General features: G+C 37.3%; 20 protein-coding genes. 13 read left to right on the top strand and 7 right to left on the bottom strand.

Translation table 11 applies throughout. The annotated features are described in order from the left end of the window. Positions 1 to 8: 8 nt before the first annotated feature. Together Q0505_RS05190 and Q0505_RS05195 are read right to left on the bottom strand one after the other, a co-directional pair. Complete coding sequence (locus Q0505_RS05190; RefSeq protein WP_299209835.1) at positions 9 to 674, bottom strand: hypothetical protein; 666 nt, start codon at positions 672 to 674, stop codon at positions 9 to 11. Between the two features lie 9 nt (positions 675 to 683). Further along, entirely contained in the window at positions 684 to 1,643 is a 960-nt protein-coding gene (locus tag Q0505_RS05195) for a Gfo/Idh/MocA family oxidoreductase (RefSeq protein ID WP_299209838.1), read from the bottom strand. Positions 1,644 to 1,761: 118 nt separating this feature from the next. On the opposite strand from Q0505_RS05195, the gene Q0505_RS05200 reads away from it, so the two are divergent. From Q0505_RS05200 to Q0505_RS05220, 5 genes are all read left to right on the top strand, one after another. Further along, entirely contained in the window at positions 1,762 to 2,403 is a 642-nt protein-coding gene (locus Q0505_RS05200; protein WP_299209952.1) for a protein-L-isoaspartate(D-aspartate) O-methyltransferase, read from the top strand. Positions 2,404 to 2,406: 3 nt separating this feature from the next. Then, positions 2,407 to 3,696: a T9SS type A sorting domain-containing protein gene (locus tag Q0505_RS05205; RefSeq protein WP_299209841.1), complete on the top strand. Its 1,290-nt coding sequence runs from the start codon at positions 2,407 to 2,409 to the stop codon at positions 3,694 to 3,696. 24 nt (positions 3,697 to 3,720) lie between these two features. Continuing rightward, positions 3,721 to 4,338 carry a recombination mediator RecR gene (gene recR / locus Q0505_RS05210; protein ID WP_299209844.1) on the top strand — a complete coding sequence of 206 codons (618 nt, stop codon included), beginning with the start codon at positions 3,721 to 3,723 and terminating at the stop codon, positions 4,336 to 4,338. A gap of 16 nt (positions 4,339 to 4,354) precedes the next feature. Further along, a complete protein-coding gene (locus Q0505_RS05215) occupies positions 4,355 to 5,461 on the top strand; it encodes a glycosyltransferase family 2 protein (protein WP_299209847.1) in 1,107 nt (368 codons plus the stop codon). An 89-nt stretch (positions 5,462 to 5,550) separates the two neighbouring features. After that, positions 5,551 to 6,861 carry a dihydrolipoamide acetyltransferase family protein gene (locus tag Q0505_RS05220; RefSeq protein ID WP_299209850.1) on the top strand — a complete coding sequence of 437 codons (1,311 nt, stop codon included), beginning with the start codon at positions 5,551 to 5,553 and terminating at the stop codon, positions 6,859 to 6,861. A 76-nt stretch (positions 6,862 to 6,937) separates the two neighbouring features. Here Q0505_RS05220 and Q0505_RS05225 read toward each other — a convergent pair whose 3' ends face one another. The 3 genes from Q0505_RS05225 to Q0505_RS05235 form a co-directional block, all read right to left on the bottom strand. Next, positions 6,938 to 7,552, bottom strand: a complete 615-nt coding sequence (locus Q0505_RS05225; RefSeq protein ID WP_299209852.1) for a hypothetical protein — start codon at positions 7,550 to 7,552, stop codon at positions 6,938 to 6,940. A 129-nt stretch (positions 7,553 to 7,681) separates the two neighbouring features. Then, positions 7,682 to 8,197 (bottom strand): hypothetical protein, encoded by a 516-nt coding sequence (locus Q0505_RS05230; RefSeq protein WP_299209855.1) that lies wholly within the window; start codon positions 8,195 to 8,197, stop codon positions 7,682 to 7,684. Between the two features lie 55 nt (positions 8,198 to 8,252). Further along, the gene (locus Q0505_RS05235; RefSeq protein ID WP_299209858.1) at positions 8,253 to 8,885 is read right to left on the bottom strand and encodes a hypothetical protein; all 633 of its coding nucleotides are present in this window, start codon (positions 8,883 to 8,885) and stop codon (positions 8,253 to 8,255) included. 112 nt (positions 8,886 to 8,997) lie between these two features. Between Q0505_RS05235 and Q0505_RS05240 the strand changes: the two genes are divergently transcribed. From Q0505_RS05240 to Q0505_RS05275, 8 genes are all read left to right on the top strand, one after another. Further along, positions 8,998 to 9,771, top strand: a complete 774-nt coding sequence (locus tag Q0505_RS05240) for a 3'-5' exonuclease (protein WP_299209861.1) — start codon at positions 8,998 to 9,000, stop codon at positions 9,769 to 9,771. Positions 9,772 to 9,776: 5 nt separating this feature from the next. Then, positions 9,777 to 10,388 carry a fumarylacetoacetate hydrolase family protein gene (locus tag Q0505_RS05245; protein WP_299209864.1) on the top strand — a complete coding sequence of 204 codons (612 nt, stop codon included), beginning with the start codon at positions 9,777 to 9,779 and terminating at the stop codon, positions 10,386 to 10,388. Between the two features lie 2 nt (positions 10,389 to 10,390). Further along, positions 10,391 to 10,732, top strand: coding sequence for an Hpt domain-containing protein (locus Q0505_RS05250; RefSeq protein WP_299209867.1), 342 nt, complete (start codon positions 10,391 to 10,393; stop codon positions 10,730 to 10,732). Between the two features lie 5 nt (positions 10,733 to 10,737). Beyond that, positions 10,738 to 11,985 (top strand): competence/damage-inducible protein A, encoded by a 1,248-nt coding sequence (locus Q0505_RS05255; RefSeq protein WP_299209872.1) that lies wholly within the window; start codon positions 10,738 to 10,740, stop codon positions 11,983 to 11,985. Positions 11,986 to 12,061: 76 nt separating this feature from the next. Further along, complete coding sequence (gene rpmB / locus Q0505_RS05260) at positions 12,062 to 12,301, top strand: 50S ribosomal protein L28 (RefSeq protein ID WP_299209875.1); 240 nt, start codon at positions 12,062 to 12,064, stop codon at positions 12,299 to 12,301. A 20-nt stretch (positions 12,302 to 12,321) separates the two neighbouring features. After that, positions 12,322 to 12,504 (top strand): 50S ribosomal protein L33, encoded by a 183-nt coding sequence (gene rpmG, locus Q0505_RS05265; protein WP_299209878.1) that lies wholly within the window; start codon positions 12,322 to 12,324, stop codon positions 12,502 to 12,504. A gap of 9 nt (positions 12,505 to 12,513) precedes the next feature. Beyond that, entirely contained in the window at positions 12,514 to 12,666 is a 153-nt protein-coding gene (locus tag Q0505_RS05270) for a DUF4295 domain-containing protein (protein WP_299209881.1), read from the top strand. Between the two features lie 164 nt (positions 12,667 to 12,830). Next, the gene (locus Q0505_RS05275) at positions 12,831 to 13,544 is read left to right on the top strand and encodes a hypothetical protein (protein ID WP_299209884.1); all 714 of its coding nucleotides are present in this window, start codon (positions 12,831 to 12,833) and stop codon (positions 13,542 to 13,544) included. 41 nt (positions 13,545 to 13,585) lie between these two features. Here Q0505_RS05275 and Q0505_RS05280 read toward each other — a convergent pair whose 3' ends face one another. Then, entirely contained in the window at positions 13,586 to 14,074 is a 489-nt protein-coding gene (locus Q0505_RS05280) for a DUF192 domain-containing protein (RefSeq protein ID WP_299209887.1), read from the bottom strand. Between the two features lie 3 nt (positions 14,075 to 14,077). Continuing rightward, a complete protein-coding gene (lgt, locus tag Q0505_RS05285) occupies positions 14,078 to 15,004 on the bottom strand; it encodes a prolipoprotein diacylglyceryl transferase (protein WP_299209890.1) in 927 nt (308 codons plus the stop codon). Positions 15,005 to 15,196: the final 192 nt, after the last annotated feature.

The raw sequence follows: 15,196 nt of genomic DNA on the forward strand, positions 1-15,196 counted from the left end.
ATTATACGTTAGTTTTTATAAATCAATTCGACTCCATGCCAAGGACAATACTCCCAATTTCCATTGAGTTGTTCTTGATCTTCTGGACAGGTTTTTTTCCCAACCATAGCATCTATAGGTAAACGATAGATAAAATCTGTATCATTTACTTTTACAACCAGTTTTCCTTTATTGTAAGGAGAAATAGCAGTGGTGCCATCTTCCAGATTATTTTTAAAAACATAAAAGATCATCTGTTCTCCCAGTTGCCCAGCCATACTAGCGAGGGTGGGTCGAAGCAAATTAATGAGTTCTTTGATGTCTGCAGGGATTTCTTCCTGAGTTAATGGCGTAAGGATGGCATTATTGTTTACTATAGTTATTGTGGCATCTCTTATTTTAAAACCACCAAACGGACTTATATCCGAATTAACTACAGAAAATAGAGAATATCCTTTTAATTGATTTTCAATATCTAAAATAATTTCTTCTCCGACGTTGGGAGAGTCAGATAAGGCGATTCTCCAATATTCACTCGGCAACCACCACACTTGTTTGATGTTTGAATCTACCTTTTTTGTAAGGATTAAATCTCTCACCATATCAATGAGTTCTACTTTTTCAGCTTTCTGTTGTGCAGTAACTGTCGTGATAGTCACTAAAAAAAAGATGATGGTGATTAGCTGTTTTGACATCCTTCAGTTTTAGAAATTAGCGATGACCATTTTAGCGACACGTAAGGCTTCGGTACCAGCTTCTAAGGATACAATAGGAGTGGTGTTGGTTTTTATTGCTTTCGCGAAAGCGTCCAACTCATCAAGAATAGCATTATTTGAAGGAACATCAGGGTTATCAAAATAGATTTGTTTTTTAACGCCTTCTGCATTTTGTAAAATCATCGCAAAATCATCAGGAGTTTCGGGAGCGTCTTTCATCTTGACCACCTCTACTTTCTTCTCTAGGAAGTCAACAGAAATGTAGGCATCTTTCTGAAAGAAACGCGCTTTACGCATATTCTTAAGAGAGATCCGACTTGCGGTAAGATTTGCCACACAGCCATTTTCAAACTCAATACGTGCATTGGCAATATCGGGGGTTTCACTAATCACAGAAACACCACTTGCCGATACATTTTTGACAGGACTTTTCACCACACTCAAAATCGCATCGATATCATGGATCATCAAATCTAATACCACGGGAACATCTGTTCCTCTAGGATTAAACTCAGCGAGACGATGCGCCTCAATAAACATCGGTTTTTGTATAGACTCATGTACCGACATAAATGCAGGATTAAAACGCTCTACATGACCTACTTGACCTAGTACGTTATGTTTTTTGGCAAGTGCTAACAACTCCTCAGCTTCCTCAACCGTATTGGTAATCGGTTTTTCTATAAATAGATGCTTTCCAGCCGTAATTACCTTTTTGGCACATTCATAATGAAAGGTCGTTGGCGTCACCACATCTACCATATCACTAGCTTCTATAAGCGCTTCCATCGTATCAAAAGCGGTATATCTGAACTCCTCAGAGATAGCTTTGCGAACTTCTGGAGAAGCATCGTAAAAGCCTATAAGCTCATAATTTTCAGATTGTTGTAAGAGGCGTAAATGTATTTTTCCTAAGTGTCCAGCACCTAGCACTCCAGCTTTAAGCATAGGGTTGCGTTTTATACAAAAATAAGGTTATTTAGGGGATTTTTTTAAGAATGTTGTACAGAAAAAAGATGTTCATGAATCTGTTGTAGATTTTTTTGAAAGCTGTATTTTTATGCCAATGAAGGATACGACTCGCCATCAAGGAAAACGAAGACAATTGGTAGAGATTGTCAAGAAAAAAGGAATTACAGATACTGCTGTGCTAGCTGCTATAGGAAAAATACCAAGACATTTTTTTATGGATAGTGGTTTTGTGGATCATGCTTACCAAGACAAAGCCTTTCCTATTGCTGCAGATCAAACCATCTCACAACCGTATACCGTTGCTTTTCAAAGCGAATTACTACAGATCAAACGAGGAGATCAGGTATTAGAAATAGGCACAGGTAGTGGTTATCAAACAGCGGTTTTATGTGAGCTTGGCGCGAAAGTCTACTCTATAGAACGCCAACAAGAACTCTATAAAAAGACAAAACTCTTTTTATCTAAACTAGGCTACAGACCCAAATTTTTAAGCTTTGGCGATGGCTATAAAGGTTTACCAGAATATGCGCCTTTTGATAGTATTATCGTGACCGCTGGAGCTCCCTATGTCCCTAAACCCTTATTGAGTCAGCTTAAAATAGGAGGAAGGCTCGTGATCCCAGTAGGAGATGACTCGCAAGTAATGACACTGTATGTACGTGTAGAAGCGACTAAGTTTGAGAAAAAAGAATTTGGCGAGTTTCGATTTGTACCTTTGTTGGAAGATAAAAATTAAGAAATGCAAAAAAAGCTTTGTTTACTTTTAACGGTATTGACGTGTACGATGTTACAAGCACAGTCATATACCAGCTTTTTTACAGGAGATCCAGCAGATGTAAGTCCAACACCAGACTTTGGAATCTGTTTGATGGGCGGCGCTACAGAAAATGACAATGCCATGATTTGGTTTTTAGAAAAAGCAAATGGCGGTGATGTCTTAGTATTGAGAGCTTCTGGTAGTGATGGATATAATGACTACTTCTTTTCTGAACTTGGCGTCACGATCAATTCGGTAGAAACCATTGTGATTCATAATGCAGCTGGGGCAACAGATCCCTATGTAATCGAACAAATAGAAAATGCAGAAGCTATCTGGTTTGCTGGTGGCGATCAATATAATTATGTATCCTATTTTAAAGATACTCCTATAGCGCAATTACTCACAGATCATGTGATTGTAAAAGGCGGAGTAATAGGAGGTACAAGCGCAGGAATGGCAATACTAGGAGATCATTATTTTAGTGCTGAAAATGGCACGGTAACGTCACAGCAAGCCTTGCAAAACCCTTATGATACGAGGATGGCGATAGGAAGTCAAGATTTTTTACACCTTCCTTTTTTAGAACATACCATCACCGATACACATTTTGATAGCCCCGATCGTCGAGGGAGAAGTGCGACGTTTTTAGCACGCATCGCTACCGATTTTCAAATGCGAAGTTTCGGAATTGCCAGTGAAGAATTCACGGCTGTTTGTATCGAAGAAAATGGAGATGCCCGAGTCTTTGGGAGTTATCCTGATTTTGATGATTTCGCCTATTTTATGCAGGCCAATTGTACAGATACGTTTGTCCCTGAAAATTGTACCGAAGGGAATCCATTAGAGTGGAATCGAGACGGCCAAGCGATTAAAGTATATAAAGTACCTGGGACAGAAGACGGAGTAAACACGTTTAATCTTGCCGATTGGGAAACAGGTACTGGAGGTGATTGGGAAAATTGGTCTGTTGTCAATGGAGTATTTCAAACCACATCGGGGTCAAATCCTGAATGTAGTAGTTTAGGACTTCAAGAAGAAACAGCGATCACAGCCGTTGCCTATCCAAATCCCTTTCAGGATCAGATTCAAGTAGATATAACCACCGATGCTTATTATGAAGTGTACAATATCAACGGACAGCGTGTTTTATCAGGAATCGTCAGTAGATCAAAAACAATTAAAACACATAATTTAGTTTCTGGAATGTATTTCTTACAGCTTATTACGTCAGCTACCGAAACACACGTCCTTAAACTCGTAAAAAAATAAACCTAACGTTCGTTACTTAGTAGTATGGAATTCTCTTCAAAATTGCTGGAAAGTGCTGTGTATGAGATGTCACAATTGCCTGGTGTGGGAAAGCGCACAGCCTTGCGACTCGTATTGCATTTATTACGACAACCAGAAACCCAAACACATCACTTGGCAGAAGCCTTGCTCACGATGCGGGATACCATTAAGTTTTGTAAGAAATGTCATAATATTTCAGACGTAGATTTATGCGAGATTTGTGCAAACCCTAACCGAGATACGACCTTAGTCTGTGTGGTCGAAGATATCCGAGACGTGATGGCGATAGAAAGCACGAGTCAGTATAAAGGACTTTATCATGTATTAGGCGGAAAGATCAGTCCGCTGGATGGCATAGGACCTCAAGAGCTGAATATCTATTCCCTCATAGAAAAAGTGAAAGAAGGTGAAGTAAAAGAAGTCATCTTTGCCTTAAGTTCTACGATGGAAGGTGACACCACCAATTTTTATATCTATAAACAAATAGAAACCTATACTATACAAACGTCTACCATTGCTCGTGGGATCTCTGTAGGAGATGAATTGGAATATGCAGATGAGGTGACGTTGGGAAGGAGTATCTTACACCGTATTCCGTTTGAATCCTCATTAAAAAATTAACCAATACCTAAGGTAGTTGAAACAACTTTCAGTCGTCATTGTAAACTATAACGTACGTCACTTTTTGGAGCTTTGCTTACAAAGTGTACGAGTCGCTACAACGATGATGGATGCAGAAATTATTGTGGTAGATAATGCTTCTGTAGATGATAGTTGTGAGATCGTCAAGACACTCTTTCCAGAGGTGATCTTAATCGCAAACAAAGACAATGTCGGCTTTTCAACCGCAAATAATCAAGGAGTTGCTATTGCGCAAGGAGATTATGTATGTATTCTTAATCCCGATACCTGTGTTACCGAAGAGACGTTTACAAAGCTCTTAGACTTTGCAGAGAAGACTTCCAAAATGGGGGTCGTGGGTACCCGACTCATTGATGGTACTGGACGGTTTCTACCAGAAAGCAAGCGTAATTTGCCTACCCCAAAAGTGGCATTTCAAAAAATATTTGGAAGCGGAACTTCCTATTATGCGCATCATATTGACCAAACGGCAATAGAGCCTGTGACGGTTCTTGTCGGCGCTTTTATGTTTTTAAAACGTAGCGTGTACCAAGAAGTAGGCGGCTTTGATGAGCAGTATTTTATGTATGGAGAAGACATCGATTTGTCCTACACCATCACAAAAGCGGGATACCAAAACTATTATTTCGGCGAGACCACGGTACTTCATTATAAAGGAGAAAGTACCGCCAAAGACACTACCTACCGCAAGCGCTTTTATGGCGCTATGCGTATCTTTTATCAAAAGCATTTTAAAAGTAATCCGGCAGAATCTTGCGGAGTAAGAATAGGGTTGTGGCTGGCTACGCTTTCGCGAAAGCGTACAATAGAAAACCAAATAACACCCCCAACAGCTTATGCTATTGCCACAGAAAATGACGCACTTGGACAACAGCTTTCTGAGGTTTTACAAGCAGATGTTGAAAAAGTAACACAGATAGAAATACTAAAAGAAGGCACTGAAATTTTTCTTGATGTAGCCCATTTGTCATATATAGGTTGTATGCGGTTGATTTCAGAATCGGGAGATAAACAATTTACATTTAAGATTATTCCTAAAAATACTACCTTTGCGATTGGAAGTAATAGCAAAGAAGGAAGAGGCGAAGTGCTCCACTTTTAATGATAGAATATTATGAATTTGATAATATAAGTTCGTTAAAAATGGTATTTTTGCACAAACAATAACAAAAACACCTTTTAAATAAGAAAATGGCAAAATTTGAACTTAAACTACCAAAGATGGGAGAGAGTGTTGCAGAAGCAACATTAACCTCTTGGCTTAAAGAAGTAGGCGATACTATAGAAGCAGACGAAGCGGTATTAGAAATCGCTACCGATAAGGTGGATAGTGAAGTCCCAAGTGAAGTAGATGGTGTTCTTGTAGAAAAACTTTTTGAAATAGACGATGTCATTCAAGTAGGACAAACCATTGCCATTATAGAAACAGACAGCGATGTGGCTTCTGATACTGCTCCTGCAGCCGTCGAAGAAACTCCTGCTGCCGAGAAAGCTGTAGCTGCTGTAGAAAAAACGGTAACTGTCGCAAAAGATACTGTGGCAACCCCAGTGATCAGTTCTGAAGATCGTTTTTATTCTCCACTCGTGAAGAATATGGCAAAAGAAGAAGGGATTGCACAAGAAGAATTGGATACCATTTCTGGAACAGGAAAAGATGGTCGTGTCACTAAAAATGATATGCTTGCTTATATCGAATCACGCGATACTCAAAAACAAGCACCAACAACTGTTGCACCACAAAAAGCGACAACACCTGCTCCAAAAGTAGCGACAAGTCCTGTAAGTGTCAATGGTGGTGATGAGATTATAGAAATGACCCGAATGGGTAAATTAATCGCGCATCACATGGTAGCATCTGTGCAAACAAGTGCACACGTACAGTCCTTTATAGAAGCCGATGTAACCAATATTTGGAACTGGCGTAAAAAAGTAAAAGATACTTTTGAAAAAAGAGAAGGAGAGAAGCTCACGTTTACGCCTATTTTTATGGAGGCGGTAGCAAAAGCCATACGTGATTTCCCAATGATCAATATCTCGGTAGATGGAGATCGTATCATTAAACGTAAAAATATTAACCTAGGAATGGCTGCGGCACTTCCAGATGGAAATTTAATTGTTCCTGTGATTAAGAATGCAGATCAGTTGAATCTTGTAGGCATGACCAAAGCAGTGAATGATTTGGCTGGACGTTCTCGCGAAGGAAAATTAAAACCAGATGATACACAAGGTGGAACCTATACGGTAACCAACGTAGGAACGTTTGGAAGTATTATGGGAACTCCTATCATAAACCAACCACAAGTCGCCATCCTTGCCTTAGGAGCGATACGTAAAGTACCTGCGGTGATCGAAACACCTGACGGCGACTTTATCGGAATCCGTATGAAGATGTTTTTATCACACTCGTATGACCACCGTGTGGTGAATGGCGCTTTGGGCGGACAGTTTGTAAAACGCGTAGCTGAGTATTTGGAAGCGTGGGATATGAATAGAGAGATCTAACAGATAGAATTTAGAATATATCAAAAACCTCATTTCATATAGAAATGAGGCTTTTTTTATGGCGTGTTATTCTTTCTTATTCAATCTCTTTCAGCTTTTCCATCAGTTGCTCATAAGTTTCTATATCTACAAAAATCTTACCTCCTAAATTTACAATAGGCGTGGTAAGTGAGACGAGTGGTGTCGTAGAGTTTGCAAATGTCTTTTCTAAGTATTCTTGCATTTTAGGTTGCTCGCTGAGTGGTTGTGTTTTAAAAAGATAGATGCTTTCTTCCAAGCTAGCAATAAGGCTATCACAGCTTGTACAGGTATCTGTGAGGTAAATAAGGATAGGACGTATTGCTTCTATCTTTACAAGCTCAAAAGGTCTTTTAAGCGCTCTTTTTGAAAGACTATCGTTGACCACAATCTCGTACGTATAATTAGGTGTTTTACCGCGCTCAATAATCAAGCTTTTGATATTCACTTTGGATGTCGCCGGAATACGAGTCAGTCTCGGTTTTGCTTTACTTTGTCTAAAACCAGAGCCCGTCACTGTGATCATCACGTCAAGGTCTTGTTCGTTTTCATTTACTGCATAGAGTAGCAAACGATTCGCTTTTTGCTCGTCTATAATTTTAATGGGTCTGTCTTGTGCTTTTGAGATAAAAGTCAACAGTAATAATACAATGAGTGGTAGTTTTTTAAGCATCAGATGTAGGATTGATAAAAAGTCATGCTAAGATAAGACTATTCTCTAAGAATTACTTATCTGTTTTTTACGTTTCCAGATTGCTTCCGCGAACCTGTTTGCTAGTAGGCAGGAGCATATAAAAGGTACTTAAAATGTAATTTCTGAAGTAGGATGAGAAAGATCATCAAAAGTTTTTGTCCACACGCCATCGATGCGTTTTTCTCCATATTCATTGAATAATCCTTCAGGTGTCCTTTGGAAAATAAGACGATAATCATCACCCAGCGTGCAGATGAATTTCCCATCTACGATTTGCCCTGTAAAAGGTCGAACACCTGTGCGTCTAAACGCGTAGTAGTAATATTGTTGCTCTACTACATGGTAATAAATAAGGGTATGCAGACTCAATACGGGCTTTCCATTTCTTATAGATCTGTGTTTTAAAACAAGAAGTTCGCCATCCAGATCATAACGAACTTTTGAAAGTACGTCGTAGGGTTTATTTTCGGCTACAGGATATAAAGTGCCAGAACCTCTCCAATCTCCAATCATAAAAGAGAGTTTTGCTAAAGCTTTTTGTTCTTCGCTTTGCGCGAAAGTCGTTTGCACTATACAAAAAAAGCTTAGGAATAAGAGGATGGTGAGGTGGTTTGCTATTTTCATTTTTTAGGTATATAAATAGTTTTTATTGCTTTCGCGAAAGCGTATAGAGGAATCATCATTCCACCTTCTCCCAATCAAAATTCTGTATAAAATGTTCCATACTTATAATATCAAAATACATCGTCTCTTTATGCATAATCACAGGGAGTTTAATGAGTTCATACCCAGAAACTGAATCCTTCAAATGCGACCACATCAGATCAAAAACTGCACTATTCTTTTTGATGTCTAATGCACGGTGTTTAATTCTTTCGCTGTTGAGGTACTCAGTAAGATAAATGCATTTCTCACAATCATCTTCTACAAAAAGCGTAAGCTGTTCAGGATCTACAGGAAGTAAATTAACGTGTTCCTTTTGACCTTCACCTTTACGTTTTTTGATCGCTTGTAGTTGCTCCTCAAAAGTAAAAACCTTAGTATAACTAGGGGTGGCGCCTTTTAGCGGTATCAAAATCATCATGACCACTTTGCTATGTGGCGGTATTTTTTTGATGATCGGGCGGTCTGCACTCCGTCTAAAACCTTCGCCCTTTACCATCAGGAAAGCTTCTTGCTCTACATCGGTGTTATTTTGTGCGTATAAGGTCCATCGTTTGGGTTGCTTATCTTCTATAAGCTCGACAGCGGGTGTTTGTGTAGCAAAATGTAAAGTGAATACAAGAAAAAATAAAAGTAAAGAGAACTTCATAGGATATGCACTTCAATAATAAGTACGCAAGATACATATTCTTATATTTTTAGCAATTACAAAAGGGGCAGATCGCTTTTCAAATTGTATTTTTGTGGCTCAATAAAAATGTATGAAGCTTAATATAAGTAGACCTATTTGCTTTTTTGACTTGGAAACTACCGGCATTAACGTCGCTAAAGACCGCATTGTAGAAATTTCCATTTTAAAAGTATTTCCAGACGGAAGAGAAGAAGAATATACCCAACGCATTAATCCAACGGTTCCTATTCCAGCAGAAACTACAGCCGTACATGGTATTACGGACGCCGATATTACAGATGCACCTACATTTGCTGAGAAAGCTAATGAAATCCATAATTTAATTAAAGATGCAGACTTGGCTGGCTTTAATTCGAATCGTTTTGATATTCCTTTATTAGCAGAAGAGTTATTGCGATGTGGTATTGATTTTGACATGAAAAATAGGAATGCAATAGATGTACAGAACATTTTTCACAAAATGGAACAGCGTACACTAGTTGCTGCCTATAAGTTTTATTGCGATGAAGACTTAACCAATGCGCACAGTGCTGCTGCCGATACAAAGGCAACGTATGAGATTTTAAAATCACAGCTAGACCGTTATTACGATTTAGATAATGATATGAAATCTCTAGCCGATTTTAGTACGCGCAAGAAACTGGCAGATTTTGCAGGATTTATTGGATACAATGACAATGGCTCTGAAATCTTTGCTTTTGGAAAACATAAAGGAAAACTAGTAGAGACTGTATTAGAACAAGAACCTGGGTATTATGGCTGGATTCAAAATGCAGATTTTCCACTATACACAAAAAAAGTACTGACGGCGATCAAACTCCGCAAACTCAATACAAAATTATAATCGATATGAAGCTACTCTGTATTGGACGTAATTATGCAAAGCATATTGAAGAACTAGCCAACGAAAAGCCAGTTCATCCCGTTGTCTTTTTAAAACCAGACTCCGCTATTCTCTTGAAAAAGCATCCTTTTGTGATTCCAGAATTTTCAAAAGATGTACACCATGAGGTAGAAATTCTCGTAAAAATTAAGAAAATAGGAAAGTATATAGACAAAAAATTTGCGCATACATACTATGACGAAATTGGTTTAGGTATTGACTTTACAGCGCGTGATTTACAATCAGATCTTAAAGCCAAAGGATTACCTTGGGAAAAGGCTAAAGCCTTTGACGGTGCTGCTGTTATAGGGGAATGGCTCCCAAAAAGTAATTTTGAAAATGTAGATAATATCTCATTTAGCTTACAAAAAAATAATACGCTTGTGCAAGAGGGGAATACTGCACAAATGCTATGGAAAATAGACGAATTGATAAGTTATGTCTCTCAATACTTTACTCTTAAGATCGGAGATGTTATATTTACAGGTACGCCAGCAGGTGTAGGTCCTGTTGCAGTAAATGATAAATTAAAAGGATTCATAGGAGATGTCGAGATGTTTTCTATCAACGTAAAATAGCTATGGCAAAGAATTATAACCTAGAAAAAGTACTGGAAATTGCTGGCGGTGATGAAAGTTTTGTAACTGTCATTGTAGAAACGTTCTTACAAGAAATTCCACCAGATATGGTCGCTATGCAAACGGCTATAGCAAACGATAACCACAAAATGGCGTATCAATTTGCGCATAAAATGAAACCAAATCTAGATATGTTTGGAATCGATTTATTAAAGCAAATTGCTGCGATGGAGAAGTGGTCAGACTCCAATAAACCTACCTCTGCGATACAAGAACAACTTGACCAGATTATCACGACACTTAATATCGTGATAGGCGAGTTGAAAGAAGATTTTAACTTCTAGCCTTTATGAAAGCACATATTATTACAATAGGTGATGAGATTCTTATCGGCCAAATTGTAGACACGAATTCTGCCTATATTTCTAAGGCATTGAATGCGATTGGAATTTCTGTATATCAAATTAGCTCTGTACAAGATGATAAAGCGCATATTCTGGAAAGTTTTGCTTTCGCGAAAGCGAACTCAGATATTATCATTATCACAGGAGGACTTGGACCTACCAAGGATGATATTACTAAAAGTACTTTTTGTGAGTTTTTTGAAGACCAACTTGTCTTTAATCAAGAGGTATTTGATCACGTCACCTATCTTTTTAAGAAGTATGTAAAACAGCCATTATTAGAAGCAAATAAAACGCAAGCCTTGGTCCCTTCTAAAGCTACCATATTGACAAATCGTTTTGGTACAGCACCTGGTATGTGGATGGAAAAGGACGGAAAAGTATTTGTATCGATGCCTGGCGTTCCTTATGAGATGAAAGCACTTATGGAAGAAGCGGTGTTGCCAAGGCTACAAGAAAAATTTCATCTTCCCTATATCCTCCACAAAACATTGCTTACTTACGGAATGGGAGAGAGCGCTATTGCGGAGCGTATAGAAATTTTTGAAAACGAACTCCCTAAGGAGATCAAACTCGCATACTTGCCCTCGTTAGGACGTGTACGCTTACGATTATCTACTATGGGGGCTTTCAAACAAGAAGTAGATACGGCTATGGCTGTACAATTACAGAAATTAGAAGTGCTGGTAGAAGATATTTTTGTAGGCTATGAAGAAAGCGGATCGCTAGAGATGTTAATCGGACAAGCCCTTGTAGATCGTAATAAAACACTTTCTATTGCAGAGAGTTGTACAGGTGGTAGTATAGTGCAACGATTTACCGCAAATGCAGGCGCCTCTAGGTATTTGGCAGGAAGTACGGTTACGTATGCTACACGATCAAAAACAGAAGTTTTAGGGGTAGATGAATCTCTTATAAAAAAGCATTCTGTGGTAAGTGCAGAAGTTGCAGAAGCGATGGCTGTACAAGTAAAAAAAATATACAATACGGATTATGCCATTTCAACTACAGGAAATGCAGGACCTACAAAAGGAGATTCTGATGCAGCTGTAGGAACGGTATATATTGGAATTGCAACCCCAGAAGGGAGTACAGCACATCTTTTTATGATGGGAAATCATAGAGAAAGAGTGATTGGAAAGACCGTAAACAAGGCATTAGAGCTATTACACGAAGAAATTTTAAAAAACTAGCAATTTGTTTTGGTGTAGCTATAGATTTTACGTAAATTTGCACCCTGTTTTGAAATAACAAGAAAAGTTTAGTAAGATGTCAAGAATTTGTGAGCTCACAGGAAAAAAAGCAATGGTAGGGAACAACGTTTCTCACGCCATGAATAAGACCAAGCGTAAATTTAACGTGAATCTTGTAAAAAAACGTTTTTATCTTCCTGAAGAAGATAAGTGGATTACACTAAAAGTGTCTACATCTGCTTTAAAAAATATTAATAAGAATGGAATCGCAGCGGTGCTTAAAGAAGCGCGTTCAAAAGGATTCTTAACTAAATAATCCCATAAAGAGTAACAGAAATGGCCAAGAGAGGGAACAGAGTACAGGTAATCTTAGAGTGCACAGAGCACAAAGCGACTGGAGAGCCAGGAACTTCAAGATACATCACAACAAAGAATAAAAAGAATACGCCAGATCGTATGGAGTTAAAGAAATTTAACGCTGTATTAAAGCGTATGACCGTTCATAAAGAAATTAAATAAGTTTAAGACATGGCAAAGAAATCAGTAGCATCGTTACAGACAGGATCTAAGCGTTTGACAAAAGCGATCAAAATGGTGAAATCTCCAAAATCAGGAGCTTACACTTTTGTTGAAGCCGTTATGGTACCAGAAAAAGTAAATGACTTCTTAGCTAAGAAATAAATTTTACTTGTATACAATATTAAAACCCATTTTCGCAAGAAGATGGGTTTTTTGTGTTTTTTTTTGAAAACAAAGTATATCATCTCTGACGTTAAAAAAGAAGATTTATATCTTATAGTTGTACCACATCTATATCTCTATTGTAAGTCAGTTAAATAAAACCTATGAGTAATAGAATTTTAGTACTACTTCTTATTAGTTTGTCAATCAATTCTTGTGGGATTTTCAAAACGCATCACAAGAGTGAACTGATTGATTTTGAAAATAATTCAATAACCAAGGAATCTTTAAAACTAGATGGGTATTATTATACAGAATTCGAAATTGAATATGGAAAAAATTCGCCGCCTTTTATTGACGATTACATAAGAAAAACAGGAATAAATAACATAAAATATCTTTCTGTGTTTTTTATTTATGAAGATGGTTTTGCAATTAACATAGGGGGAATCAATGGACTTTCACGCTATTATTGTGCTGAAAAAGAAAATTATGAAAACACTTATGAAAGTGCACATAAAACAATTGAATTAATGCTTCAAACTCAAAACTCTGAAGAAAAGAGAACCAAAAGAATTTGTGGCTTTAAACCAAATGACATAGGAAATAAAGGCTTAGTTAAAATTAACAGCGATAGTATTAAAATACAGTTTTACCGAATTGAAATGCAAAACCCAACTAAAGATTCTTTTAATTCAGCTTATTTATACGAAGCTAATGGAATTATAAAATCTGACTCAAGTTTTGTACTAAAAACTGAAACTGAATTTAGAACTAACATGACAATAACTAAAAATAAGCTATTTCAATTTAGGCAAACTGAACAGAAACCAACTATTGAAAATTATTTTATAAAGAATAAAAATCAATTTCAATAGTAGCTTATTACTGCATAGAATTATTAAAGGTTATTTGCTCATCAATCCCTGTTCCACTCCACAGCATCCCCTATTTCTATGACCCACTCCTCAGCGAGTCCGCCGTTGATTTCTAAGACATATTTGGCAGGGACTTGTGATGGTAGTAAAGAAAGATCCATAGGCTTTGCATTTTCAGCAAAAGAAACCACTTTCTTATTAGCATCTATAAAAATAAGGTCCAACGGAATCAAGGTATTTTTCATATGAAAATTCTGTACACGTTCTTCCTCTAGTATAAATAACATTCCTTGTAAGACTTCCATACTTGATCTGTGCATCAATCCTGTCTCACGCTCATAATCGTCTTCAGCGAACTCGATAGCTATTTTTTTAATAAGAGTTCCATCTGCTTTGGTTAATGTAAGGGTGCCTTCTTTGGTGAAGGCAAAGTCAGTAGGAGTAATGGTTTTCTCTTCTTTTGTTTCCTTACAGCTATACACGCTCATAGAGATGAGGAGGGCAAGTACTATTTTTAATACAATCTTCATGGCTTAAGCTTCTTTTTTTGTCAAAGAAGCATAGACGAGATAGGCACCGATAAGAATAAAAGGAATACTTAAAATTTGACCTGTATTCAAACCTAGAATCCAATCTTCACGTCCTTCTACTTGTTCTCGCTTAAAGTTTTCTACAATCAAACGTACACCCATTAATAGAAGTAAGAACGTACCAAATAGCAATCCTATTTTTTCTGATGCTTTTGTTTTCCAATAAAGATATAAGATAATTAAAAAGATAATCCCATAGCCAACAGCTTCCATAAGTTGTCCAGGATAGCGATACGGAATCTCTGCTATTTTTTCTGCAAATTGCGAATCTTCTGTGAGTGCTTGGTATGCTTTTCTAGGATTACGTATATTGGTAAGAGACATCGCACGTCCTTCACTAATTCCGTCTTGTATAAATTGAACTCCTATAGCACTATCTGTTACTTTTCCTACCATTTCTGAATTAAAAAAGTTTCCTACTCTTACAAACATAGCGCCTAGTGATACGGGGATAGCGACACGATCTAATACCCAAAAGAATGGTTTCTTCACTACTTTTTTACTGTAGCGATACATTGCATACATTCCTACAATAAAAGCTCCGTGGCTAGCTAATCCTCTAAATCCTGTAAACTCAAATTCAGGAACAAATTTAAAGGGTAAAAATACTGATAGCGGATCTTCCCATAATAATTCTGTTTGATAGAACAAGACATGTCCTAATCGTGCTCCTAAGAGAATAGAAACCACGGCGTATATAAAAATAGAATCTAATTTTTCTAAAGGAATCTTTTCGTTGATGTACACTTTTTTCATCAGGTAATATCCTAATGAAAAAGCAACAACAAACATCAGGCTGTAAAAATGAATGGTAATAAAACCAAGGTCTATTCCCGTAAGTGGATTCCAAGTAAATTTAAGTGCAATCATAATGGTTGTTAGCGTTCAGTTTATGAAATATAGCGTATAAAAAGATACTACATTTAGAGTTTGGTACTGAACTATTTTTTTGATTTATTTTTTTCAATTCTTAAGGCTAAATTAAAAATTTGGCGGTCATAGAAAATGAACATGAACCTTTCGATTTAGCACTGATTAGCTATATTTTACACACCGTGTTAT

The sequence above is a fragment of the uncultured Dokdonia sp. genome (assembly GCF_937910895.1).
Taxonomy (GTDB): domain Bacteria; phylum Bacteroidota; class Bacteroidia; order Flavobacteriales; family Flavobacteriaceae; genus Dokdonia.